Annotated in this window: 19 protein-coding genes; 6 read left to right on the forward strand and 13 right to left on the reverse strand. The window is 70.7% G+C overall.

What is annotated here, in order from left to right; translation table 11 throughout:
- Nucleotides 1-47: 47 nt before the first annotated feature.
- The 3 genes from ACZ4O3_RS29835 to ACZ4O3_RS29845 all read right to left on the reverse strand — a co-directional run bounded on the left by ACZ4O3_RS29835 (nt 48) and on the right by ACZ4O3_RS29845 (nt 3,944).
- Nucleotides 48-1,094, reverse strand: a complete 1,047-nt coding sequence (locus tag ACZ4O3_RS29835) for a BMP family lipoprotein (RefSeq protein ID WP_467725167.1) — start codon at nt 1,092-1,094, stop codon at nt 48-50.
- A 282-nt stretch (nt 1,095-1,376) separates the two neighbouring features.
- On the reverse strand, nt 1,377-2,408 hold the full coding sequence (locus tag ACZ4O3_RS29840) for a BMP family lipoprotein (protein ID WP_362715223.1): 1,032 nt from the start codon (nt 2,406-2,408) through the stop codon (nt 1,377-1,379).
- A 318-nt stretch (nt 2,409-2,726) separates the two neighbouring features.
- Nucleotides 2,727-3,944: an amidohydrolase gene (locus ACZ4O3_RS29845; RefSeq protein ID WP_384989271.1), complete on the reverse strand. Its 1,218-nt coding sequence runs from the start codon at nt 3,942-3,944 to the stop codon at nt 2,727-2,729.
- A gap of 262 nt (nt 3,945-4,206) precedes the next feature.
- Between ACZ4O3_RS29845 and ACZ4O3_RS29850 the strand changes: the two genes are divergently transcribed.
- The gene (locus ACZ4O3_RS29850; protein WP_362732343.1) at nt 4,207-4,860 is read left to right on the forward strand and encodes a class I SAM-dependent DNA methyltransferase; all 654 of its coding nucleotides are present in this window, start codon (nt 4,207-4,209) and stop codon (nt 4,858-4,860) included.
- 28 nt (nt 4,861-4,888) lie between these two features.
- Here ACZ4O3_RS29850 and ACZ4O3_RS29855 read toward each other — a convergent pair whose 3' ends face one another.
- From ACZ4O3_RS29855 to ACZ4O3_RS29875, 5 genes are all read right to left on the reverse strand, one after another.
- Nucleotides 4,889-5,986: a glutamate--cysteine ligase 2 gene (locus ACZ4O3_RS29855; RefSeq protein ID WP_467725169.1), complete on the reverse strand. Its 1,098-nt coding sequence runs from the start codon at nt 5,984-5,986 to the stop codon at nt 4,889-4,891.
- Between the two features lie 570 nt (nt 5,987-6,556).
- Entirely contained in the window at nt 6,557-7,702 is a 1,146-nt protein-coding gene (locus ACZ4O3_RS29860) for a hypothetical protein (protein WP_467725171.1), read from the reverse strand.
- Between the two features lie 60 nt (nt 7,703-7,762).
- Nucleotides 7,763-8,698, reverse strand: coding sequence for an N-acetylneuraminate synthase family protein (locus ACZ4O3_RS29865; protein WP_362730934.1), 936 nt, complete (start codon nt 8,696-8,698; stop codon nt 7,763-7,765).
- Between the two features lie 15 nt (nt 8,699-8,713).
- Nucleotides 8,714-9,964, reverse strand: coding sequence for a cytidylyltransferase domain-containing protein (locus ACZ4O3_RS29870; RefSeq protein ID WP_467725172.1), 1,251 nt, complete (start codon nt 9,962-9,964; stop codon nt 8,714-8,716).
- 59 nt (nt 9,965-10,023) lie between these two features.
- Nucleotides 10,024-11,382, reverse strand: a complete 1,359-nt coding sequence (locus tag ACZ4O3_RS29875; protein ID WP_467725174.1) for a DUF6716 putative glycosyltransferase — start codon at nt 11,380-11,382, stop codon at nt 10,024-10,026.
- Nucleotides 11,383-11,580: 198 nt separating this feature from the next.
- Here ACZ4O3_RS29875 and ACZ4O3_RS29880 point away from each other — a divergent pair, with 198 nt between their 5' ends.
- Both ACZ4O3_RS29880 and ACZ4O3_RS29885 read left to right on the forward strand, forming a co-directional pair.
- Nucleotides 11,581-12,558, forward strand: coding sequence for a glycosyltransferase family 2 protein (locus ACZ4O3_RS29880; RefSeq protein ID WP_362728728.1), 978 nt, complete (start codon nt 11,581-11,583; stop codon nt 12,556-12,558).
- Nucleotides 12,555-13,889 (forward strand): polysialyltransferase family glycosyltransferase, encoded by a 1,335-nt coding sequence (locus ACZ4O3_RS29885; protein WP_362728726.1) that lies wholly within the window; start codon nt 12,555-12,557, stop codon nt 13,887-13,889. The genes ACZ4O3_RS29880 and ACZ4O3_RS29885 overlap by 4 nt, the downstream gene beginning before the upstream one ends.
- 128 nt (nt 13,890-14,017) lie before the next feature.
- Here ACZ4O3_RS29885 and ACZ4O3_RS29890 read toward each other — a convergent pair whose 3' ends face one another.
- On the reverse strand, nt 14,018-16,336 hold the full coding sequence (locus tag ACZ4O3_RS29890) for a glycosyltransferase (RefSeq protein WP_467725176.1): 2,319 nt from the start codon (nt 16,334-16,336) through the stop codon (nt 14,018-14,020).
- Nucleotides 16,333-17,793: a glycosyltransferase family 29 protein gene (locus tag ACZ4O3_RS29895; protein WP_467725178.1), complete on the reverse strand. Its 1,461-nt coding sequence runs from the start codon at nt 17,791-17,793 to the stop codon at nt 16,333-16,335. Before ACZ4O3_RS29895 ends, ACZ4O3_RS29890 begins: the two co-directional genes overlap by 4 nt.
- Nucleotides 17,794-18,057: 264 nt before the next feature.
- On the opposite strand from ACZ4O3_RS29895, the gene ACZ4O3_RS29900 reads away from it, so the two are divergent.
- Both ACZ4O3_RS29900 and ACZ4O3_RS29905 read left to right on the forward strand, forming a co-directional pair.
- A complete protein-coding gene (locus tag ACZ4O3_RS29900; RefSeq protein WP_467725179.1) occupies nt 18,058-19,167 on the forward strand; it encodes an acyltransferase family protein in 1,110 nt (369 codons plus the stop codon).
- Between the two features lie 164 nt (nt 19,168-19,331).
- Nucleotides 19,332-20,231, forward strand: a complete 900-nt coding sequence (locus ACZ4O3_RS29905; protein ID WP_467725180.1) for a class I SAM-dependent methyltransferase — start codon at nt 19,332-19,334, stop codon at nt 20,229-20,231.
- 60 nt (nt 20,232-20,291) lie between these two features.
- Here the strand turns inward: ACZ4O3_RS29905 and ACZ4O3_RS29910 are convergent, their stop codons facing one another.
- Nucleotides 20,292-20,948 (reverse strand): TetR/AcrR family transcriptional regulator C-terminal domain-containing protein, encoded by a 657-nt coding sequence (locus ACZ4O3_RS29910; protein WP_467725182.1) that lies wholly within the window; start codon nt 20,946-20,948, stop codon nt 20,292-20,294.
- 71 nt (nt 20,949-21,019) lie between these two features.
- Between ACZ4O3_RS29910 and ACZ4O3_RS29915 the strand changes: the two genes are divergently transcribed.
- Nucleotides 21,020-22,399, forward strand: coding sequence for an FAD-dependent monooxygenase (locus ACZ4O3_RS29915; protein WP_467725183.1), 1,380 nt, complete (start codon nt 21,020-21,022; stop codon nt 22,397-22,399).
- Nucleotides 22,400-22,645: 246 nt separating this feature from the next.
- On the opposite strand, the gene leuE is transcribed toward ACZ4O3_RS29915, so the two are convergent.
- Complete coding sequence (gene leuE / locus ACZ4O3_RS29920; protein ID WP_467725185.1) at nt 22,646-23,302, reverse strand: leucine efflux protein LeuE; 657 nt, start codon at nt 23,300-23,302, stop codon at nt 22,646-22,648.
- A gap of 100 nt (nt 23,303-23,402) precedes the next feature.
- Complete coding sequence (locus tag ACZ4O3_RS29925) at nt 23,403-24,983, reverse strand: acyl-CoA mutase large subunit family protein (RefSeq protein ID WP_384989292.1); 1,581 nt, start codon at nt 24,981-24,983, stop codon at nt 23,403-23,405.
- Between the last annotated feature and the right edge of the window lie 39 nt (nt 24,984-25,022).

Consider the following 25,022-nt stretch of genomic DNA (forward strand, 5'->3'; position numbering starts at 1 on the left):
TACAGCGTCTTTTTGGCCATGCCTACGGCATGATCATGACCGTCGGGTCAGGAGGTCTTGACCGCGATCGAGCCGTCCTTGATGCCGGCCTCGGCCTTCTTGAGCGCGGCCTGGATGTCGGCGTTGCTCTTGAAGGTCGGGTTGGAGTCGGCGAGGCTCACACCGCCGGTGGCCAGGCTGGCGCGGATCTCACCGGTCTCCGGCTTGCCGTCGTGCACCGACTTGGCCAGGTTGTAGACGGCGCCCGCGACGTCCTTCATGGCCGAGGTGAGGATGTAGTCCTTGTACTTGGCCAGCGCGTCCTGCTTGTACTGGTCCGAGTCGACGCCGATCGCCCACACCTTGTGCTCGGCGGCGGACTGGATGACGCCCTGACCGGAGAGACCGGCGGCGGCGTAGACGACGTCCGCACCGGCGTCGATCTGGCCGTCCGCGGCGGTCTTGCCCTTGTCCGGGCTGGAGAAGCCGCCCTCGGCCGCGGTCTCGGTCAGGTACTGCGACTTGACCTTGACGCCCTTCTTGGTGTCCGCGACGCCCTGCTCGAAGCCGGCCTCGAACTTGTGGATCAGCGGCACGTCCACACCGCCGACGAAGCCCACGGTGTTGGTCTTGGTGGCCTTGGCGGCGGCGACACCGGCCAGGTAGGATGCCTGCTCCTCGTGGAAGACGAGGTCGGCGACGTTGTCGGCCTTGATGGTGTTGTCGTCGATGATGCCGAAGGTGACCTTCGGGAACTTCGCCGCGACCTCCTTGACGGCCGGCGCGTACGAGTAGCCGACGCCGATCACCGGGTTGTAGCCGGCCTTGGCCAGGGTCTCCAGGCGCTGCGCCTTGTCGGCGTCGGACTCGCCGTCCTGCGGCTCGACGGCGGTGGACTTGTAGCTGAACTCCGCGTCGGCCTTGTCCATGCCGGCGGTCGCGGCGTCGTTGAAGGACTGGTCGCCCTTGCCGCCGACGTCGTAGGCGAGAGCCAGACCGAGGTCCTTGCCCTTGCTCGAGGAGGACGAGGTGGAGGAGCTGCCACAGGCGGAGACTGTGACGGCGAGAGCTGCGGTTGCAACGCCTGCAACCGCAATACGGGACACCCGGCGCATGGAACGTGACTCCTTTGTGCAAGCGCCCAAACCAGGCGCTGGTTCCGCGGCAGCGTAACGCGCGTAGACCAGACGGAAAACCCCCAATGTCCGGTCCGTTATCTAGCTGTGGCCACAGTCACGGTTCAACGTTACGTACAGCAGTGCGCCCCTTGCAGGAGGCAAGGGGCGCACGGACTGCAACGACGGCTCCGGCCGGCCGCGCGCCCGTCGCGCGGGGCCGGCTCACCCGGTCCTATATATATGTCGGACCACTCGGCGTTGACGGATCCATATGTCTGATCACTTGGTGTTGACGGTGACCTTGCCGTCGACGATGTCCTGCTTGGCCTTCTCCACGGCCGCGACGACCTTGGTCATGGCCTTGTACTTCGGGTTGGTGTCCGCGAAGCCGACGCCACCGGTCTTGAGGGTGCCGTTGACGACACCGCTCTCCGGCTTGCCCTCGTAGACGGACTTCACCAGGTCGTACACCGCGCCGCCGACGTTCTTCAGCGCGGAGCCGAGGATGTAGTCCTTGTACTTGGCGAGCGCGTCCTGCGCGTACTGGTCGGAGTCGACACCGATCGCCCACACCTTGGCGGTGGCGGCGGCCTCGATCACGCCCTGACCGGACAGGCCGGCCGCGTGGTAGATGACGTCGGCACCGGCGTCGATCTGCCCCTGGGCGGCGGTCTTGCCCTTGTCCGGGCTGGAGAAGCCGCCCTCGGCCGCGGTCTGGGTGAGGTACTGCGACTCGATCTTGATCTTCGGATTGACCGACTTGGCGCCCTGGTCGAACCCGGCCTCGAAGGTGTGGATCAGCGGAATGTCCACGCCGCCGATGAAGCCGACGTGGTCCTTCTTGGTGGCGGAGGCGGCGGCGACACCCGCGAGGTACGACGACTGCTCGGCCGCGAAGACCATGTCGACGACGTTCTTCGCGTTGATCGTCGAGTCGTCGATCATGCCGAAGGTGATGTTCGGGTACTTGGCGGCGACCTCCTTGACGGCGGGCGCGTAGGAGTAACCGACCCCGATGATCGGGTTGTAGCCGGACTTGGCGAGGGTGTCGAGGCGCTGCACCTTGTCGGCGTCGGACTCGCCGTCCTGCGGCTCGATGTCCCGGCCGCCGATGCCGAACTCCTTCTCGGCCTTCTCGAAACCGGCGAAGGCGGCGTCGTTGAAGGACTGGTCGCCCTTGCCGCCGATGTCGTAGGCAAGACCTATGCCCTTGCCGTTGTACTTGCCGGAGGAGTTCGTGGCGGTGTCACCACTGTCCTGGCTGGACTTACCGCATCCCGCGGCGGCGAGGGCGATGACGGCGACGGTCACCGCGGCTTGGGAGACCCTCGTCCTGCGAGAGATTCCCCTAGAGACAAAACGCACAGCAAGCACCCCTTCGTCCCCACGGCACCGTCACCGGCCCGCTTCCCCAATCGGCCACCTGTGGTGGCGATTCCGGCGCACAGTAACGCGCGTAGAAGGCAAGGGGAACGGTGTTTCTCACGGCCGTTATCGAACCGTGCCGACCCCGGGTTACAGGGAGGGACCGCCGGTTACGCCGGGGTGACACAAGGGGACGAAAGAGTACCTGTCGGGTGCCTTCGTCCCCTGCGGCCGGCTGACCGTTTGCGCCGGGTTCCGCTGCACCTACCGGGTCGCGTCGAGGAGGGCGGCGGCCGTGAACAGCTCCACCCCGACCGTGATGGCCCGCTCGTCGGCGTCGAAGTCGCCCTGGTGGAGGTCGCGCACGGTCCGCTCGCCGGGCGTCCGCACCCCGAGCCGCGCCAGCGCGCCCGGCACGTGCTCCAGGTACCAGGAGAAGTCCTCGCCGCCGAGGCTCTGCTCGGTGGTCTCGATGGAGTCGGTGCCGCGCCGGGCGGTCATCGCGTCCCTCAGCAGTTCGGTGACCACCGGGTCGTTGACGACCGGCGGCACCCCGCGCACGTAGTTGATCTCGGACTTGGCCCGGTGCAGGGTCGCGACCTCGTCGATCGCCGCGTGCACCACGTCCGGCGCCTGCCGCCAGGCCTCCAGGTCCAGGCACCGCACGGTCCCGGAGAGCTCGGCGTGCTGGGGGATGACGTTGGGCGCGTGCCCGGACTCGATCCGCCCCCAGGTCACGGCGAGCCCGCTGCGGCTGTCCACGCGCCGCGCGATGAGCGCCGGTACGTCGACGGCGACCCGGGCGGCGGCGGTGACCATGTCGGTGGTCAGATGCGGCCGGGCGGTGTGGCCGCCGGGCCCGTCCAGCGCCACCTCGATGCGGTCGCAGGCACTGGTGATGGCGCCGGTCCTGAGCCCGATGCGCCCGGCGTCCACCCGGGGGTCGCAGTGCACGGCGATGATCCGCCCCACGCCGTCCAGCACCCCGGAGGCGATGGCGTCGGCGGCACCGCCGGGCAGCACCTCCTCGGCGGGCTGGAAGAGCAGCCGTACGGGCCGCGGCAGCAGCCCCCGCTCGTGCATCTCGGCGAGGACGAGCCCGGCGCCCAGCACCACGGCCGTGTGCACGTCGTGCCCGCACGCGTGCGCCCGGTCCGGCACGGTGGACCGGTAGGCGCACTCGGTCTTCATGTCCGGGATGGGCAGGGCGTCGATGTCGGCGCGCAGGGCGAGCACGGGCAGCCCGTCCGCCACGGGCCCGATGTCACAGATGAGCCCGGTTCCCATGGAGAGCACCCGCGGCCTCAGACCGGCCTTTTCCAGCCGTTCCTTGATCGCGGCCGTCGTGCGGAACTCCTGGTTGCCTAGCTCGGGGTGCATGTGCAGGTCGCGCCGGAAGGCTACGAGTTCGGCGTGCAGCTCCTCGCTGAGCACACCGGGGAGCACATCCCCTGGGAGGTCGGCCTCGGACTCTAGGGACATCAATTGGTTCACCCTCTGAAGGGTAGGACGCCCGGGGGGTCAACTGCCCCGAGATCAACAAAAGTTCAGCCCGTTAGGGGAAGAAAATCTGACCGCGATGGCATGACCTCGGACGTGGCTGGGTAAAACCTATGTTTCCTCTTCCACGGATACCACGCCGGACGGCAATCACGCCGTTTCTGTCCATCTTCCGGAACGGCCCCGGGCCCGGAACGGCTACTTCGTCACCCCCGGCCACGCCTGCCCGGTAGCGTGCGCGACCGTGACGGACCCGGAGACGACCGACTTCATAGAAACCACCCGTACGTCCTACGACGCGATCGCCAAGGAGTACTCCGCCGCCTACCCCGGCCGCCCCGAACAGCCGGTGGACATGTCCCTGATCGGAGCGTTCGCCCAACTGGTGAAGGCGAACGGCACCGCCCCCGTGGCCGACCTGGGCAGCGGTCCCGGCCACATCACCGCCCACCTGCACGAACTGGGAGTACCGGCCTTCGGCATCGACCTCTCCCCCGCCATGATCAGCCTGGCCCGGGAGGCGTACCCCGCGCTGCGCTTCCACCGGGGCTCGATGACGTCCCTGGACCTGCCCGACGCGACCCTGGGCGGCATCCTCGCCCTCTACTCGATCATCCACATCCCCGACGCCCACCTCCCGGCGACCTTCGCCGGCTTCCACCGCGTCCTGGTTTCCGGCGGCCATGTCCTGCTGGCCTTCCAGAAGGACGAGCGGCCCGGCCTCCACCTCACCGAACGCTTCGGCCACGAGATCGACCTCCGCTACTACTGGCGCCCCGCGTACGCGGTGAGCGACATGCTCGTCAAGGCGGGCCTGGAGGTGGCGGCCACCCTGATCCGTGAGCCGCTCGACGGGGAGAAACGGCCCCGGGCGTTCGTCCTGGCCCGCAAGCCCTGACGGCACCGGGGCGCGGCGGCCGGGGGCATCAGATCTGCGCGATCTGAGTACGGCGCACGGACTCGGTGACGACGTCCCGCAGGCTGTCGGTGTCCGCCAGCAGCCGCCGCTGCTCGTCGGCGCCGTTGCCCTCCCGCAGCAGCCGCTGGACGCCCTCTTCCGCCATCGCCAGGTCGCCGCTGTCCGCGAGGGCGTCCCGGGTGTGCGCCAGCAGGGCGTCCAGTACCTCCTGCGCCGCCCGGGGCCGCAGGGTGACCGGGTCCAGCAGTTCACCGCCGAGGCCCGAGCGGGCGGCCCGCCAGCCGGCCAGGCGGGCCGGCCCCACCCCGTGGTCGACGGGTTCCCGCCCGGCCCGCCACTCCCGCGCGGCGGTCTCCACGAGGGCACGGGCGAAGGCGGCCACGAGCACGGCGGTCCCGGCGCGCAGGCACACGTCGGCGACCCGGATCTCCACGGTCGGATAGCTCCGGGCGAGCCGGGCGTCGAAGTAGACCATGCCCTCGTCCAGGATGACGCCGGTGGCGACCATGTCCGCGACCAGCCGGTGGTACCGGTCCGCGGAGCCGAACAGTTCCGTGGGCCCGGCGGACGGCCAGCGCGCCCACACCCGGCTGCGGTAGCTGGCGTACCCGGAGTCCCGGCCCTGCCAGAAGGGTGAATTGGCGCTGACGGCGACCAGCACCGGCAGCCAGGCCCGCACCCGGTCCAGGACGCCGACCCCCTCCTCGTCCGACTCCACGGACACGTGCACATGGCACCCGCAGACCAGTTGCTCCCGGGTGGCGATCCCGTACTGCTCGGTCATCCACTGGTAGCGCCGGTTGACGCTGACGGAGGGGCTGACCGGCAGCGGCGAGCTGGCCAGTGCGGCCACCGCGCACCCGAGCTCCCCGGCGAGCCGGGCGGCCTCCTTGCGGCACCGCACGATCTCCTCGCCGAGCTCCGTCATCCGCGACTGCGGCTGGGTGGCGAACTCCAGCATCTGGCCGTAGAGCTCCTTCTCGAACACGTCCTGCCCCGGATCCGCCAGCGCGGCCCGGGCCAGCACCGCGGCCGCCGACGCCTTGGGCTCCCCCGAGTCCGGGTCGACGAGCAGAAGCTCCTCCTCCACTCCGACGGTACGCACGCGATCCAGCCCTCCGTCCGCGCCACCACCGAACGCGGCAGCCTCCGCACCCCGACTTCCCACGACGGCCGGGTGGACACCTGCCGGGCCGCTCCGCCGGCGGGTGTCACCGGAAATACGCCGGCCCCACCGTCGCGCCATCCCCGGCGGAGAGGGGACCTGACGCTGGTCCGGCGGCCCGGCGCGGGCGGTGCCCCCGGTGGACCCGTCCTCGGCGACACGGGCGGACTCCTCTCGTTGCGCGGTGTCGAGGCGCTGCAGGAACGCGGCGACCGCGACGGCCGGGAGCTCGTCCGGAAGGGACCGGAAGGGACCGGAAGGGACCGGAAGGGAGAGGACGCTCTCGATTGGGGCGTCGCGGGGCGGTGGGTCGAGCTCTCCGCCCGGGGCAGCGGCCGGCGGCGAGGACGCCCGGACGGACGAGGAGACCGCGGCCGTGCGCGACCGGCTCCGCGCGGGGCTGGGGCTGTGGGGACGGGCCGCGCGTGAGGCGGTCACCGGCCGATCGGTTCCAGGTGCCGTCCACGTACGGCCCGCTCCACGTCCAGGGTCCCGCTGTCCGGCCGAGGGTTACGCCGGGCTCGCCACCGTCGTCAGGCGGTGGACGTCCTTCGCCGTGCCGGTGACCCCGGAGAGGAACCCCTGGGCGCGCGGCGACGCGTTGTCCGTCAGCCACGCCGGGTCGATGTCGCAGACGGCGACCCGGACGCCCGTGCCGGCCAGGGCCAGTGGGAGGGTGTGGACGACCGTCGAGGGGAAGCTCAGGATCGTACGGCCGATCGGGCCGCGGCGGGCGATCAGTTCGAGCGGGAGGTCCGGGCGGACTATCTCCAGCCCCGTCTCGGCCGCGAGGCGGTGCAGCTTGTCCGTGCTCTCCCGGCGGTGGGCGAAGTAGCGGGTCGCGCCGTGGGTCTTCGCCAGGGACCGGACGGCCTCCAGATAGCGGTCGCCGTCCACTACGCCGGTCTCCACCAGGGAGGTGCCGACCATGTCGGCGCCCTTGGTGATGCGCGGCGGGCCGAAGCGGGCGCGGGTCCAGCCGAAGTCGTTCGCGGTGACCGTCACGCCCGCCGGGGTCTCCGTCACCGGCATGGAGGAGAAGACCTCCACGTGGCGGCGGTCGCTGGGCGTGAGGCGGCGGCGCGCGGAGGAGGAGACCGGGGCGAAGAGCAGGTCCCGGGCGCCCGGGCGGCCGCCCTTGCGGTGCCAGCGGACCAGGCGTTCGCCGCGCGCCAGCTGGGCGACGAACTCCATCGTCGCCGTGCCGTCGTCGACGACGACCAGGTCACGGGCGCGGGTGATCGTCAGCAGGAGCTGTACGTAGCGGGAGAAGGGGTCGCCCATCACGATGCGGTCGGCCCGGCGGAGCGAGCCCGCCAGGCCGCCGATCGTCTGGAAGGGGGCGGCGGTGCCGCCCCGTGCTTCCTCCCAGCGGACCCGGTAGCCCTCGTCACGGGCCAGGTCCGCCATACGGCGCAGCTGGCCCCGGGTCATGGGGTCCGTCGGGGACAGGACGACGATCGTGAGTTCCGCCCCGGGTGCGGCCGCCGATATGGCGACCGATGCGCGGCGGGCCTGCGAGGGCACCGTCGGCAACGGGTCCACCGCCCCGCGCAGGGCGTGGACATGCGCCCACTCCAGCACGTTCAGCAGCTGCACCGGACTCTCGACGAACGCGAGTGTGGGGGGGCCGGGGTTCCCGGCGCGGAGGCTCATCGACGTACGACCGTCCCGTCGTCGTAACACAACAGACGTAACTTCAGGGATTCAGCGGTGTCAGACCTGGACCGGCTCGCCGGCGGCCGCGGCGATCTCCGCCTCGGCGACGACACCGGGGACACGGCGCAGCTTCTTCATCGGGCCGAGCTCGGAGTCGTAGACCTTCTTGACGCCGTCACCGAGGGAGGCCGAGATGGTGCGGATGTCGCGGACCAGGCGGACGAGGCCCTGCGGCTCGACGGAGGCGGCCTGGTCGGAGCCCCACATCGCGCGGTCCAGGGTGATGTGGCGCTCGACGAAGGTGGCGCCGAGGGCGACCGCGGCGAGGGTGGTCTGCAGGCCCGTCTCGTGGCCGGAGTAGCCGATCGGGACGTTCGGGTACTCCTTCTCCAGCGTGTTGATCACGCGGAGGTTGAGCTCCTCGGCCTTCGCCGGGTAGGTGGAGGTGGCGTGGCAGAGCAGGATGTTGTCCGAGCCGAGGACCTCGACCGCGTGGCGGATCTGCTTCGGGGTGGACATGCCGGTGGAGAGGATGACCGAGCGGCCGGTGGCGCGCAGCGCCTTCAGGAGCTCGTCGTCCGTCAGGGAAGCGGAGGCGACCTTGTGGGCCGGGACGTCGAACTTCTCCAGGAAGGCGACGGCCTCGGTGTCCCACGGGGAGGCGAACCAGGCGATGTTCTTGGTCTTGCAGTACTCGTCGATCTGGCGGTACTCGTCCTCACCGAACTCCACGCGGTGGCGGTAGTCGATGTAGGTCATGCGGCCCCAGGGGGTGTCACGCTCGATGTCCCACTGGTCGCGCGGGGTGCAGATCTCCGGGGTGCGCTTCTGGAACTTGACGGCGTCACAGCCGGCCTCGGCGGCGACGTCGATCAGCTTGAAGGCGTTCTCCAGCTCACCGTTGTGGTTGATGCCGATCTCGCCGCAGATGTAGACGGGCTGACCGGGGCCGACCTCACGGGAACCGAACTGGCGCAGACGGGAGTTGCTCATGACTGTGGGGTGTCCTTACTTCGGGAGGGAATCGAGAGAGGGGCCGAGGATCCAGCTGGCGATCTCTCGGATCGCGCCGTCGCCACCCGGGACGGTGGTGACCGCGCGTGCGGCGCCGCGTACGACGTCGTGGGCGCTCGCGACCGCCACGGGCCAGCCCACGAGGGCGAAGCACGGGAGGTCATTGACGTCGTTTCCGACGTAGAGCACGCGCTCGGGAGCGATGCCCTGCTCCTCGCACCACTGCTTGAGGGCGAGGTCCTTGCGGTCGATGCCGTGCAGGACCGGGATCTGCAGCTTCCGGGCCCGGGCGGCGACGACCGGGTTCTGCTCCGTGGAGAGGACCAGCATCCTGAGCCCGCTCTTTCGCAGGGCGGCGATGCCGAGTCCGTCGCCGCGGTGCACGGAGACGAACTCCTTTCCATCGGCGTCGATCAGCACCCGGTCGTCGGTCTGGGTGCCGTCGAAGTCCAGTACGACCGCGTCGATGTCGTCGGCGGTCGGCAGCGAACCGGGGCGGTCCGCGTCGAAGAGGCCGGCCAGCGCGCGGGCGCGGGCCAGGTCGTGCGGGTCGTCGATCTCCAGGACGCGGGCCGGGTCGGTGCGCACCAGCTCGGTCTGGCCGAAGAAGCGGTGCCGGTGCTCGCGGAAACCGTCGGCGCGCATCGCGTAGGCGGCGCCGGTCTCCAGGAAGTCCTGGGGGCGGTCCTGGCGGCGGGGGCGGAACGACTTGTCGTGGTTGACGCCGAAGCCGCCGCCGGCGGCGGCCGCGTCGGCACCGGCCGGTACCGGGGCGTCCACCTCGTCACGCCACACGAAGCCGTGGAAGGGCGCCACGGTCAGGGCCGTGTCGGCGCCGTTCTCGACGATCGCGCCGGCCACCCCGTCGACGTCCTCACGGATGATGAACGGGCTGGTGCACTGCACGAGCAGCACCACGTCGACCGGGGCGCCGTGCAGCGCCTCGTGGGCGTCCATGGCGTGCAGGACGGCGGCCTCGGAGGTGGCGGTGTCACCGGCGATGGCGGCGGGGCGCAGCACCACCTCGGCGCCGGCGGACCGGGCGGCCGCGGCGATCGCCTGGTCGTCCGTGGAGACGACGACGTCGGTCACCAGCCGGGAGGCGCGGCACTCGCGCACGGCACGGGCGACCAGCGGGACGCCGCCGACCGGGAGGAGGTTCTTCGCGGGCACGCCCTTGGAGCCCCCGCGCGCGGGGATCACGGCCAGTACCCGGGGTACGACGGCCGTCTCGGGGTGGGGCATCGGCTCTGTTCCTTCAAGTCCGTCAGGCGCCGGTGACGCCTGGTTCGGGATCCGGTCGCTCACAGCTCTCCCATTCGTCGGATCACCGGGGCCACCCGCTGGACGCCGTGGCGGTAGGCGCCGCGTGCGGCCCGGCGCACGATCTGGCGGACGGGACCCGGTGCCTTGTCGGCCGCGGGCGCGCCGGGCAGCGGCACGCCGTCCGGGCCGAGGTGGTGGCGGGCCAGGATGCCGGGCAGGTAACCGGGCGCGGTCTCGGGTGTGTAGTACGGGTTCAGGGGCGGCAGGCCGCCGGGCCGGGCGAGCAGCTTGGCGATCCGCTCGCGGCCGGCGTCGAACGCGGTGGCGTAGGAGCCGTCGGCCGCCACGCCCTGCCGTGAGACCCACTCGGCGTCGGGCACCGGGCGGTGTCCGGCGTCGAGCTGGTCCCAGGAGGCGAGGCAGCCGGAGCCGACGAAGTGGTGGTTGCCGAGCGTCTCGCGGACCCCGAGGTCGCTGAGGATCACCGTGGGGATCCGCCGGTGCAGGGCTTCCAGAGCGGCCGTCGAACTGATGGTGACGAGAAGGTCCGTGCGGTCGAGCACCTCGCCCATGTGCCCGTACACCAGGCGGAAGTTGGCGGGCACGTCCTTGCCCTGGACCAGCTTCTGGTACGGCAGTTCCTCGATGTGGGTGGTGTGCTCGCCGGGCTTGGAGCGCAGCTTGAGCAGCACCTCCCGCTCGGGGTGCCGGCGGGCGTGCTGGATGAGGCGGTCGAGCAGGTACGTACGGTCCTTGCGGCTCTCCGGGACCGAGGGCTGGGCCGCGAACACCACGGTGCAGGGCTCGTGTTCGCCCTCGTAGGGCTCGCCGCCGAGGAACGGCAGCGCGACCTCGGTCACCGCGGAGGAGTCGGCGCCGACCCCCTCGTACACGGCCCGGAACCGGTCCGCGTCCTGGCGGGAGTTGGCGAGGACCAGGTCCGCGCCGTGCCGCAGCAGCAGGCCGTCGGCGAGCTTCTCGTAGACGACGCCGACGTAGCCGGTGACGACGACGGGCCGCTTCGCGCGGCCGGCGAAGACGCTCCGCAGCCCGTGCAGCATCGCCTGCACCCCGCCGCCGACGAGGGAGAGCACGAGCATGTCGTACGACTCCGGGCCCTCGGGGTCGGCCTCCGTGCCCGAGGGCCCGGCTTCCATGGCACGCAGGAACTCGACGGCCGTCACTTCGCGGAGCGAGTCCGCGTGGACGCCGACTTCCTGGAGCTGGCGGGCGGTGGGGGTGGCACGGCCCCGCAGGAGGTAACCGTCGAGCCGGACGTCCGGACAGTCGCTTTCGTCGGGGATCAGGCGCTTCGCGGTGAGCGCCCCCCACTTCCACCGAGTATCGGAATCCGCCAGGACGGCCACCCGCAGGGACTTCGTTGCACTTGCTGGCACACCGAAGACGCTAGGAAGCCATTCCGAGGATCTCCCGAACCCGAATCCAACAAAGGGTTAACAACACACCGCCGAATGGCGAATCAGCCCGGGATAAGGCTCCAAAAAGCCCTGATTCATAGCTTCGACACACGTCGTTCACCTGATGTCAAGACAGCGGTCAGGACGGATGACGGGCGCCCCTCTAACGTCCACCACGTGGTCAAGCTCTCCGTCATCGTGCCGTTCTACAACGTGCAGCAATACGCGCCCGACACCCTGAGGAGCCTGCGCGCGAACGCGCGTGAGGACTTCGAATTCATTCTCGTCGACGACTGTTCGACCGACGGGACACCAGAGATTCTCGCGCGAGCCGAGCGCGAGCTGCCAGGCGCGGTCCGTGTCAGACACGAGCTGAACGGGGGGCTGGCCACCGCGCGCAACACCGGCATCGACAGAGCGCGCGGCGAGTACGTCACCTTCCTGGACGGCGACGACTGGCTCGCACCGGGCTACTACCCGCAGTTGGTGGATGCCGTCGAGGCCCTGGGCTGCGACTTCGTCCGCACCGACCATGTGCAGTGCACCGCCCGCGCACGCGCCGTGCACCGGGTGCCGGTCGGCCGGCGCGACGTGGTGCTCAACCCGCGGGAGGCGATCCTGCCGACCGACAAGACGACCTCCGTCGACTACGCGTACGCGTGGGCCGGGGTCTACCACCGCCGCCTGGTGGACAAGGGCCTCGTCCACTTCACGGACGGGCTGCGCACGGCCGAGGACCGGCCGTGGATCTGGAAGCTGCACCGGGAGGCCGAGTCCTTCGCGGCGGTGAACCTGCTCGGCGTCTTTTATCGGCGTGGCGTAGCCTCGTCACTCACGCAGATCGGCGACGTCCGTCAGCTCGATTTCATTCGCGCGTTCGACCAGGTGATCGAGGAAACTGCACAGGACGCGGACGCGAAGGAACTCCTGCCGAAGGCCGTCCGGACCTACTGCGCCATCATTTCCCATCACCTGGGATCCATCGAAAGGTTCGAGCCCGCGGTGGCGAAGAAGCTGAAATCCATGAGTGCCGCCGCGCTGCGGCGCATGCCGCAGGACGTACTGGACGAGGCCCTGGACTCCATGGACCTCCAGCGCGCCACCAAGCTGCGCCGGCTGCGCCGCCGTCCCGCTCCCGCGGGGGCCGCCGCGTGACCACCCAGATCTTCCAGGCGTCCACCCTCTACGGCACGGCCACCCTCGCCGCCGCCCTGGACTCCGGCGCCTTCCGCCCGGCCGACCGGCGCATCCTGCTGGTCTGCAACAACGCGGCCACCCCGGAGACCACCCCGGGCCTGGACGAGGCGCCGGGCTTCGAGCGGCTGCGCGACCGCTTCGACGACATGATCTCGTACAACGAGACGATCTTCCCGTTCCACCCGGGCGGCTGGGCCCCGCGCATCGAGGACCTCCCCCTGTGGGAACGCTTCCTGCGCCACGAGTGGCGACTCGGTGACGACGACGTGGAACTCGCCGTCGAGTCCATCCAGGTCAACCCCTCGCTGAGCCTCACCCAGATGTTCACCGGCGCCCCGGTCACGGTCTACGCCGACGGCCTGATGAGCTACGGACCGACCCGCAACAAGATCGATCCGCTGGTCGGCACCCGGGTGGACCGGGTCCTCCACCTCGACCTGGTGCCCGGCCTGAAGCCCATGCTGCTCACCGAGTTCGGTGTCCCGGGCGAGGTCGTACCGACCGCGGCCTTCACCAAGGTACTGGCCGAACTGGCGCCCAGCGGCGACGAGTTGCCGCAGATCGAGGAACCGGCCATGCTGCTCGGCCAGTACCTCTCCGCCATCGGTGTCCTCTCCCCCGAACAGGAGGAGGACCTGCATGTGCGGATGCTGAAGGGTGCCGTCGAACTCGGCCACACCAAGGTCGTGTTCAAGCCGCACCCCTCCGCCCCGGCCCGCTTCGTGCACACCCTGGAGCAGGAGGCCGAGAAGCTCGAGGTCGACCTCACCGTGCTGGACACCACGGTCCTCGCCGAGGTGCTGTACCAGAGGATGCGCCCCGCGCTGGTCGTCGGCTGCTTCTCCACCGCGCTGCTCACCGCGTCCGCGCTGTACGGCCTGCCGACCGCCCGGATCGGCACCGACACGCTCCTGGACAGGCTCATCCCCTACGAGAACAGCAACCGGGTCCCGGTCACCGTCGTCGACGCGCTGCTGCCCTCGCTCACCGACCGCAAGGCCGTCGAGGAGCAGCGCGCGCTGCTGACCGTCGGGGAGCTCACCGAGCTGCTGCGCGCGGTGGGGTTCGCGATGCAGCCGAAGATCCACCCGCAGCTGCGCGGGGAGACCGAGCGCTACCTCACCAAGCACCTCAACGACACGACCATCCGCTACTTCAAGCGCAAGCGCCTGACCTCGCTCGCGCTGCCCGGCGGGCTCCCGGCCCAGCTGGGCTTCCTGCCGCGCAACGCGACGGTGCGGCGGATGGCCCGCAAGGCGCGCAATCTGCGGCGGGTCGTGCGGCGGTAGCTCCGCCGGCAGCGCCGTTTCGTCATGTCGCGCTTCGGCTGACGCGCCGTGGCCGGTCGCGCAGTTCCCCGCGCCCCTTACGGGGCGCTGTCCTTGGGGCGGGTCCGGATCGGACCCGCCCCTCGGTATCACCTGCCCAGGATCTTCTTGATCGTGGCCGCGTTCTCCTCGGTGACCTTCCACAGCTGCTGCTGCCGGTCGTGCACGTCGGCGACCGTACGGCTGTGGTTGTCGAGGATGCCGATCGCCCGCTCGGTGAGGATGTCGCCGAGGTCGCGCTCGTGCACCGAGACACCCCACTCGGGCCGCTCGATGTCGTTGAGGAAGTACGCCATCTTCGGGTGCGAGATCAGCGAGACGATGGGCGTGCCGACCCCGAACGGGATCATGCCTGCGTGCCCGCGCATGCCGATGACCAGGCGGGTCTTGGCATACGTCTCACGGATCTCGTCGTTGGAGAAGTCGTACATCGGGATCACCGGCAGCGAGATGCCATGCTCGCGGCGCAGGTCGAAGGCGATCTTCTCGTCGTCCAGCGAGTGCGCGACGCACTTGACCTCGGTGTGCGCGCCGATCCTGCGGACGGCCCTGGCCATCTGGGCGAGGAAGTGCCCGTAGTCGTGGCCGAAGCGCAGACCCGCGCGGTCGTAGGCCGCGTTGAGCATCACCGTGTCCTCGCGGTACGACGGGTCGGTCCAGCCGGGCACCAGCTGGCGCATGACCGTGGTGGGGCAGGGCTGGAAGACGACCTTGTCCTGGAGCTCCGGCGGGAGCATGCCGCGGACCTTGGCGATGGAGCCGTGGTTGCGCAGGCCGAAGAAGGACGACTTCTCGACCAGCAGCCGCAGGCTCTCGTTGAACCGGGTGGCCCGGTAGGACTGGCCGTCGAAGGCGTTGAAGCCGACCGCGTAGATCATGATCGGGACGTCGATGGCGCGCAGGTGCTCGTCCGGGACGTTCCACTGCCAGGCGCTGTTGCCGTTGGGCATGGTGTCCGGGATGAACAGGCCGCCGCCGCCGATGACCAGACCCCGGCGGGCGTTGACCCGCTCCAGGGCGGCCTGGTCGAAGTAGCGGTGGGCGTGCACCGAGTGCCAGCGGCGGGAGGTGGTGTCCGGGCCGAAGCCGAGCCGGACGGTCTCCGGGAGCAGCTTGTCGCCCGCGTTGCCCTGCCGGTCCATGTAGAACGCGACGTGCGCCAGCTGGTCCTCGGCGCTGCCCTGCTCCTGGGAGGGGACGGCGGCCGCGCGCTGGGCCCACAGGCGGCTGGAGCGGTGCGTGGGGTCGACGGTGAGGCCGGCGGTGGCGTACCTCAGGGCCTCGGTGTTGTCGCCGTGCACCCAGGCCATCTGGGCGAGCCGGGAGAAGGCGGTCGCGGCCCGGTTGGGGGCGGCGGAGGCGAGCAGCAGCTGGGTCTTGGCCTCGTCGTAGCGGGAGACGCTCATCAGGGCGTGCCCGAGCACCTCGTGCGGCCAGGCCTCGTCCAGCGGGATGCGGACGGAGCCGAGGACGTCGACGGCGTCCTGGTAGTCGCCGGCCGCGATGTGCGCGGCGGCCACCTTGCGGGCGATCTCGACGTCACCGGTGCGCTTGACGTGCGGGGCGCCGAAGTGGACGACCAGGTCGTGGTGGAGACCTCCGGAGGAGGCGAAGTACGCCGCGTGGAAGTCGGCGTCGTTCATGTCGAACTCGCGCCAGCGGTCCTCGGCCTGCGCGTAGCCGGACTCACCGCCCTGCCAGGGCTTGTGCCGTCCGGTGAAGTGCAGGATCTTCGTCTCCTCCGGGACCGGGAGGTCGCCGGAGAGCCGCCGCTTGACGAAGTTGTACTTGGCGTCGAGGCGGACGAAGTCGCCGTCCAGGACGGCGTTCAGGATGCCCTGGTCGTGCTTGTCCAGCTCGTACTCGCCGTTGCGGCCGGTCTTGTCGATCTTCGCGCAGAACTCGTCGGAGAGGTACTCCTTCTGGATCACCAGAAGACCGGAGTTCAGCTTGTGCTGCCCGTAGAAGAACTGCGGTACGGCCGCGAGGCCCTCGCGCAGCTCCAGGAGCTCGCCGAGACCGCCGAGGACCACCATGTCGGTGTCCAGGGTGATGATCGTGTCGTACTCGCGCAGCCGGAAGACGTCGAGGATGAAGTACGCCTTGCGGACCAGGTAGTTGTCCTGGTCGCCCTTGACGTACGAGTCGTAGTGCGTGTCGTTGACCCGCTGGAGCACGATGCGCGGGTGCAGGGCGCGGATCTTCGCGACGGAGGCCGGGCGCAGGTCGTCGTAGAGCACGACGAAGTCCTCGCAGACGCCCGGGTTGGACAGCGCGAGGCTGCGCAGCAGCACCAGGAAGCCGGGGAGGTAGTTCTCGTCCACGTAGGACGCGAACGCGATCCGGCGCTTCTTGGTGAGGGCGCTCGCGTTGGTGTTCGGTATCGCCGGGGTGAAGGTCGTCGTCATCGCAGGGAGATCCTCATGTCGCTCACGCCCTGGGCCCGCTGCATGACCCAGTCCTTCTCGCTGGTGTATTCGTGCACGGAGGTGATGGCCAGCTTCATGGCCTCCTGCACGCGGTAGGCGCCGCTCTCGTAGAAGTCGAACCCGATCAGGTCCAGGGTCGGGCTGACGTCGAGGAAGTCCAGCAGCCAGAGCATGTTGAAGCCGGAGGTCGGGATGCCCGACCAGGCGTCGGCGCCGATCTGCCCGATGTTCCGCATCGGCCAGCGCAGCGACTCGTCGCCCAGGTACTTCTGGGCGCCGGGCACCAGCTTGTTGCGCAGCGAGTGCTTCCAGTCACCGGAGACGCCGCCGAAGATCAGCCGGGTGGTCACCGGCTTCTCCCAGTTGAAGGCGTGCTTGTGGATGCTGACGTGGATGTCGGTGCGCTCGCCGGTGTGCTTCGGGTCGATCTTGTACGAGTTGAAGCGCACGACCAGGTCGTAGTCGTCGATCTCCTTGCCCATGCCGCTCGCGCCCACCCGGCCCGAGTTGGCGATCAGGCAGATCGACTTGCCGGCGATCTGGTTGCGGAACTCCCCGAGGGTGATCCACTGCACACCGTCGAAGGTCGGGTTGCCGACCGGGCCGCGCATCCGGTTGCGGCGCTGCTCGGAGTAGAGCGCCACGACCTCGGCGAGACCGGGGTCGTTGCCCTCGGCGATCCGCAGGTCCAGGTACTGGCTGAGCAGCTCCTGGCGGTCGTCGACCGGGGCCTCGTCCTCGGCGAGGGCCAGCAGGGCGCCGACCAGGCGGGGCTCGGCGGACTTCCAGTCGCCGGCGGCCTGGAGGGCGAGGCCCTCGGCCCAGACGGCGGTGGCGGGCTCGCGCCGGTACTCGGCGGCGGCCGGCACCTGGCGTCCGAGGAGGGCGAGGAGCTCGTTCTCGCGCTCACCGGCGCGGCGCATGCCGCTGATCCGGTTGGCGACGCCGAAGCCGTCGTCCTTGGTGAGTTCGAGGTAGCGCTCGTAGGCCTCCACGGCCTCGCTCTCCTCGCCCAGGCCCTCCAGGATGCGGGCACGCAGCCGCCAGCCGGCCCGGGAGTTCCTGCGCTGGGCGAGCACGGTGTCGCTGATGACCAGGGCCAGGTTCAACTCGTCGCCGTAGCCGCACTCCAGGGCCTTGTTGGCGACGGCGAGCAGGGCGTCCAGCAGGTCGTTGTTGATACCGCCGGACGGGGTCGCGGCGCCCTTGACGGCTCGCTTGAGGAGAGCGGTGGCGCCACCGGCCGGGGCCGGCGCGGGCGTGGTGGTGCCCTCGGTGGCCACCACCACGAGCAGCTTGCGCAGCTGCTCGGCGAGTTCGCCGCGACGACGGTCGAGGCTGCCGACGAGTTTGCCGCTGTGCACGGCGCAGGCGTGCAGGCACTCGTCGAGATCCCCTCCGCGTGCAGGTGCCCGCCTGTTCTGGACCCTCGTCATAGCTCTCCTGATTTTGCCAAGCGAAGCTTGGGTTTAACTGCTGCGTGTGATGGGTTTACCCGCACCTAGGGGGTGGATGGAGAAACTAGGAAGCTAAAACGACCATAGGGTTAACAAGTCGGGACGCCCGAGGGAATCATTGGGCTGTCAACCAAGTCGATCCTGTGATTCGCCCAGGTGCAGGACTTGCACCCCACTCTTACCGGGGTCTTGCGAAACAGATCTGATGATTAACTGCCCAGGTCCGGGTAAGCTCCCCGAACCATGCCCCCCGTGACCTCCACTCTGGCGCCCCCGCCTGCGAAAATCCCGGCCGTCACGGCTCCGCCCGCACGGCCCCGCCCCCGACTCCAGGCCCTCGACGGACTGCGGCTCCTGGCCGCCCTGATGGTCTGCCTGTACCACTACACCGGCCGCGGCGGAGTCGTCTCCGCGTCCTGGCACCAGAACCCCGGCCAGATCTTCCCGACCCTCCACAAGGCGGCCGTGTACGGCTGTCTCGGCGTCGAGTTCTTCTTCGTGATCAGCGGCTTCGTGATCTGCATGAGCAGCTGGGGCCGGTCCCTCGGCGACTTCTTCCGCTCCCGTGTCGCCCGCCTCTACCCCGCCTACTGGGTCGCGCTGGCGCTGGTCACCGGCGCGTCCGTGCTGCTGCCCGCCGTCGTGCACCCGGTGCGCGCCGACGAGTTCCTGGTCAACCTCACCATGCTCCAGCAGCCGATGGGCGTGCCGCGTGTGCTGGGCGTCTGCTGGACGCTCTGGGTCGAGGTGCGGTTCTACGCGCTGTTCGCGCTGACCGTCGTCCTGCCGGGCGTCACCTACCGCCGGGTCGTGCTGTTCTGCTCGGTCTGGACCCTGGCGACCGTCCTGTCCACCGCCGCCGGCGGCCCCTGGACCGACCTGGTCGTGATGCCGGAGTACGCCCCGTACTTCATCGGAGGGCTGGCCCTCTACCTGGTCCACCGCTTCGGCAGCCGGCCGCTGTCCTGGTCCATCGTGGCGTGCTCCTGGATCCTCGGGATGCGGCTGACCACCGAGGGCCTGTGGCACCACGGCGCCCCCCGGAACCCGTACGTGGCGATGGCCGTGATCACCTTCGCGTTCGCCGCCGTGGCGGCCGTGGCGGCGGGCTGGACGCGCCGGGCGACCTGGTCCTGGCTGACCACGGCCGGAGCGCTCACGTACCCGTTCTACCTGGTCCACGAGCACCTGGGCTGGTTCATGATCCGGGTGCTGCACCGGGGCTGGGGGGTGCCGCCGTGGGCCACGCTGGCACTGACGGTCCTCTCCATGCTGGGCCTGGCCTGGCTGATCAACAGGCAGGTCGAGAACCGGTTCGGACCGAGATTGAAAAGGTCCCTGAAAAACTCCTAGTTCCCTTCCATTTCACATTCCGTTAACCATGCGATGTTGGCCCGCCGTTCATTTCTCCTTGGGTTTCGGAGCGGTGCGGCGGGCAGGCACCTTGGGACCTCGCGGTGCACAGGTTTTCCGCAGGTTTCCCACAGACCTCCGTCCCGAGGGAGTGCCTTCTCCGCATGGCCACCACCCAGGAAACGACCCGACCGCCCCGCCGCCTCGACGACGTCCCGGGCTGGTTCCCGGTGCTCGACCAGATGCTGTTCGACTGGTTCCTCGACCGCCAGGAAGACTCCGGCGTCGGCGGCGACCTGCTGGAGGTCGGCGTCTACATGGGCAAGAGCGCGATCTTCACGGGGCAGCACCGCCGGCCCGGCGAGACCTACACGGTCTGCGACCTGTTCGAGGGCGACGCGCCGGACGCGGCCAACCGGGCCGAGTCGACGAAGTCCTACGCCAAGCTGACCCGGCATCTCTTCGAGGAGAACTACCTCGCCTTCCACGACGAGCTGCCCCGCGTGCTCCAGGGCCCCAGCTCGCTCGTCCGCGGCGAAGTGGAGCCCGGCAGCTGCCGGTTCGTGCACATCGACGCCTCGCACCTGTACGAGCACGTGCACGACGACATAGGGACCGCCCGCGATCTGCTGCTGCCGGACGGGATCGTGGTCCTCGACGACTTCCGCTCCGAGCACACCCCCGGGGTCTCCATAGCGGCGTGGGAGGCGGTCCTCAACCGCGGGCTGCGCCCCGTCTGCATCAGCACGCAGAAGCTGTACGGGACGTGGGGCGACCCGCGGCCGGTGCAGGAGGAGCTGATCGAGATGGCGCGGGGGCGGAGCGACTGCCATCTGAGCATGCAGGACGCCGCCGGGCACCGGATCATACGGCTGAAGTCGAAGGGGATGCGGGGGCCGGAGTTTCCCGGGTCCCGCTACGCGGACGTGCCGGGGGCGCCGCCGGTGCCCGAGCCGGCTTCCGCGGCGGTGACGGGGGTCCGGCGGCGCAGCCGGGTGCGGCGGGTGGCGGTGGACCTGCTGCCGCCCGTCCTGACCCGGGCGCTCCGCAAGGCGATGCGGTAGCCCGCCGGGGCTCGTGCGGGTGCGGGTGAGCGGGGGCCGGTCGCGCAGCCCCTCGCGCCGCTACGGGGGCGCCTGGCGGTACCGTGCCTCCACTCCCCCGATGATGATCTCCAGGCCCGTCTCGAACTGGCTGTCGTAGTCGGTGAAGATCTCCCGGCCCGCGGCCGCCGACAGGGGGAAGTCGGCCAGCAGGCGGGCTCGCTCCTCCACGTCGTAGCCCTCCCGGCGTTCACCCGGGAGCGGCTGGACGCCCTGTTCCTCGGTGACGAAGCCGATGGTGTACGCGTTGACCGTCGCGCCGATCACGGCCGCCTGCGCGAGGGTGAAGCCCGCCTCCGTCATGACGCGCAGGTACGCCTCCTGGTCGGGGGCGTGGTCGATGCCCGTGAAGCGTGAGCCGCTGTAGACCTTGGCGCCGTCGCGGTAGCCGAGCAGGGCCGCGCGCAGCCCGCCGCTCATGGTGCGCAGCACGTGCTGCCACGTGCCGGCGGCGTCGAGCCGCGCGTCCGCGGCCATCCGGCGGTACATCTCCGTCGCCATCTCGTCGAGCAGCGCCTGTTTGTCCTTGAAGTGCCAGTACAGGGCCGGCGCCTTGACGTCCAGCTCCTTGGCGATGGCCCGCAGGGTCAGCCCGTCCAGACCGACCTCGTTCAGCAGGCGCAGGGCCGTGCCGGCGACCCGGCGGCGGTCGAGGGGTGCGCGTCGTTCCGTACTCACGCTTGACAGCTTAACAGCGTTAAGTGCAGCCTTGCGGGCAACGGAACTTAACGCCGTTAAGGAGAAATGTGATGGACGTTCTGATCGTGGGCGCCGGTCCCACCGGACTGACCCTCGGTATCGACCTGGCCCGGCGCGGGGTCGACGCGCTGGTGGTGGAGGCCGCCGAGAAGCTGTTCCCCGGCTCGCGCGGCAAGGGGATCCAGCCCCGCACCCAGGAGGTCTTCGACGACCTCGGGGTGCGCGAGGCGCTCCGTGCGGCCGGCGGTCCCTACCCGCCCCAGCTGTTCTGGAAGGACGGCGAGCGGCTCAGGACACAGCCGATGTTCGACACGGTGGCGGCGGACGAGGGCGCGCCGTACACCGACCCGCTGATGGTCGCGCAGTGGCGGACGCAGGAGGTGCTGTACGCACGGCTGCTGGAGCTGGGCGGCCGGGTCGGGTTCGGGCGGGCGCTGACCGGCCTGGAGCAGGACGCGGACGGGGTGAGCGCCCACTTCGCCGACGGCACCACCGCCCGGGCGCGGTACGTGGTGGCGGCGGACGGTGGGCGGTCGGCCGTACGGCGTGCGGTGGGCGTGGGGATGACCGGCGAGTCGGTCGACCCGAGCCCGTTCCTCGTGGCGGACCTGCGGGTGCGGAACCTCGACCGCGACCACTGGCACGTCTTCGTCGGCGCCGACGGCAACGGCGTGGCCCTGTGCCCGCTGGCCGGCACGGACGACTTCCAGCTGGGCGCCAAGCTGCCCGAGGGCACCGAGGCCGACCCGTCCCTGGAGGGCGTACGGCGGCTGGTGTCGGCGTACAGCCACCTGGACGCGGCGGACGTCACCGAGCTGCGCTGGGCCTCCGGCTTCCGCCCGCGTGCCGCCCTGGCCGACCGCTTCCGGGTGGACCGGGTCCTCCTGGCCGGAGACGCCGCCCATGTGCACTCCCCGGCGGGCGGCCAGGGGCTGAACACCAGTGTCCAGGACGCCTACAACCTGGGCTGGAAGCTGGCCGCGGTGCTCGCGGGCGACGCCCCGGACGCACTGCTGGACACCTACGAGGAGGAGCGCCGCGCGAACGCCGCCGCCATGCTGGACCTCTCCACGGGCGTGCACCGCGGCGAGGTACGGCGCGGCGCTGCCACGGTCCAGCTGGGGATCGGCTACCGGGAGTCCTCGCTGACGGCGGAGACGCGCGCCGACCCCGGACCGGTGCGGGCGGGCGACCGCGCGCCCGACGGACGGAACGCGGCGGGGGTGCGGATGTTCGACGCCTTCCGTGGGCCGCACTGGACCCTGCTGGCCCCGGAGCCGGTGGACGGCTTCCGCAGCCTGCCGGCCCCGCAGTCCTACGGCCCCGGCCTCTTCCTCGTCCGCCCGGACGGCTATGTGGGCTGGGCGGGCGAGACGCCCGAGGGGCTGCGGACGTACGCGGCGCGGGCCGGGGCGGGCGCCGTCGCCTAGAGGGGGTGTTGCGAAAGTCCCGTCGTTCGCCCGGAGGGCGGGCCGTGCGGCGTCAGGTGCGTGCTCCCGTCGTGCCGGGCGGAAGTCCTCGTACGGGATGTACTCGGGCTTTCGCCCGGTGCGGCGAGCGTGCGTGCATGGCGTCGCACCGCAGACGGGACTTTCGCAACACGCCCTGGGTCTCCGGGGCGGGCGGGGCCCGGCGCACGCAACCGCGCCGCCGCCCCGAGCCGCCGGTAGAGCCGCCTACGCGCTGGCCAGCGTCAGCTTCACCGCGAAGCCCAGGAACAGCGCCCCCGCCGCCGAGGTGGCCGTCGCCGCCAGCCGCTTGCGGCGGCGGAAGGCGGCGGCCAGCCTGGTGCCGCTGAATATCAGGGCGGTCAGGTAGAGGAAGCTGGCCAGCTGGGCGAAGGCGCCGAGGACGACGAAGGACAGCGCGGGGTAGGCGTACCCCGGGTCCACGAACTGCACGAAGAAGGCGACGAAGAACAGGATCGCCTTCGGGTTGAAGAGGCTGATCACCAGGGCACGGCGGTAGGGCCGCTCCTGTGCGACGGCGTCCGGTGCCGGAACGCTCTCCTCGGCCGCGCGCTCCCGCCGGGTCCGCCACATGGACCGGGCCGCCCGCAGCATGCCGATCGCCAGCCAGGTCAGATAGCCGGCGCCCGCGTACTTCACGATCCCGAACAGCACGGCGTTGGCCTGGAGCAGCGACGCCACCCCGGCCGCGGACAGCGTCATCAGCACGGTGTCACCGCACCACACCCCCGCGGCGGCCGTGTAACCGGCCCGTACGCCCTGCCGGGCGGCGACCGAGAGCACGTACAGCGAGTTGGGGCCGGGCAGCAGGACGATCAGGACGAGGCCTGCCAGATAGGTGGGGAGATCGATGACGCCGAACATGCGAAGAAGTCTCGCACGCACGTCCGACAACGGACCCCTCCGTGCCGGCCGGCAGGCATCCGGCGGCGTCAGGGCGACGCCAGGCGGCGGGGTGCCGGCGTCAGAAGGTGTCCGCCGGGGTGTAGGTGCCCCAGACCAGGCGCAGCGCGTCGCACACCTCGCCGACCGTCGCGCGGGCCCGCAGGGCCGTCCGCATCGGGGGGAGGACGTTGTCCTCGCCCGCGGCGGCCCTCCGCAGGGCGGCCAGCGCCGAACCGACGGCCCGCCGGTCCCGTTCGGCGCGCAGGCGGGCGAGCCGTTCCGCCTGCCGGGCCTCGATGGCCGGGTCCACGCGCAGCGGCTCGTACGGTTCCTCCTCGTCGAGCCGGAAGCGGTTGACGCCGACGACCACCCGCTCCCCCGCGTCCGTCTCCCGTGCGATGCGGTAGGCGTTGCGTTCGATCTCGCCCTTCTGGAAACCGGCCTCGATCGCCGCCACCGCGCCGCCCAGCTCCTCGACCCTGTCCATCAGGCCGACGGCCGCCCCCTCCAGGTCGTCCGTCATCCGCTCCACCGCGTAGGAACCGGCGAACGGGTCCACCGTCGCCGTGACATCGGTCTCGTGGGCGAGCACCTGCTGGGTGCGCAGGGCGAGCCGCGCGCTCCGGTCCGTCGGCAGGGCGATCGCCTCGTCGAAGGAGTTGGTGTGCAGCGACTGAGTGCCACCGAGGACCGCGGCCAGGGCCTGGACGGCCACCCGGACCAGGTTCACCTCCGGCTGCTGGGCGGTCAGCTGGACGCCCGCCGTCTGGGTGTGGAAGCGGAGCATCAGCGACCTGGGATTGCGCGCCCCGAACCGTTCCCGCATCACCCGTGCCCAGATACGGCGCGCCGCCCGGAACTTGGCGACCTCCTCCAGGAGCGTCGTGCGGGCCACGAAGAAGAAGGACAGGCGGGGTGCGAAGTCGTCGACGTCCATGCCGGCCGCGATCGCGGTCCGCACGTACGCGATGCCGTCGGCGAGGGTGAAGGCGATCTCCTGCGCGGGCGAGGCGCCGGCCTCGGCCATGTGGTAGCCGGAGATCGAGATCGTGTTCCACCTCGGGATCTCGGTACGGCAGTACCGGAAGATGTCCGCGGTGAGCCGCAGGGACGGCCCCGGCGGATAGATGTAGGTGCCCCGGGCGATGTACTCCTTGAGGACGTCGTTCTGGATCGTCCCGGTCAGCCGGCCGGCGTCCACCCCCTGTTCCTCGGCGACCAGTTGGTACAGCAGCAACAGCACGGCCGCCGGCGCGTTGATCGTCATCGACGTCGACACCCCGTCCAGGGGGATCCCGCCGAACAGCACCCGCATGTCGTCGACCGAGTCGATCGCCACACCCACCTTGCCGACCTCGCCGTGCGCCGGCGGGGCGTCGGAGTCGTAGCCCATCTGGGTGGGCAGGTCGAAAGCGACGGACAGGCCCGTGGTGCCGTGGGCGATCAGCCGCCGGTAGCGGGCGTTGGACTCGGCCGCCGTACCGAAGCCGGCGTACTGGCGCATGGTCCAGGGCCGGCCGGTGTACATCGTCGGGTGGACGCCCCGGGTGAAGGGGTAGGACCCCGGGTCGCCGAGCCGCTCGGCCGGGTCCCAGCCCGCGAGGGCGGACGGGCCGTAGACCGGCTCGACGGGCAGTCCTGACTCCGACTCACGGACCATGGTGACCGACCTCCGCGGTGCACCGGTTCCGCCGGTGCG

This window comes from Streptomyces sp. NPDC026515, from assembly GCF_055567595.1.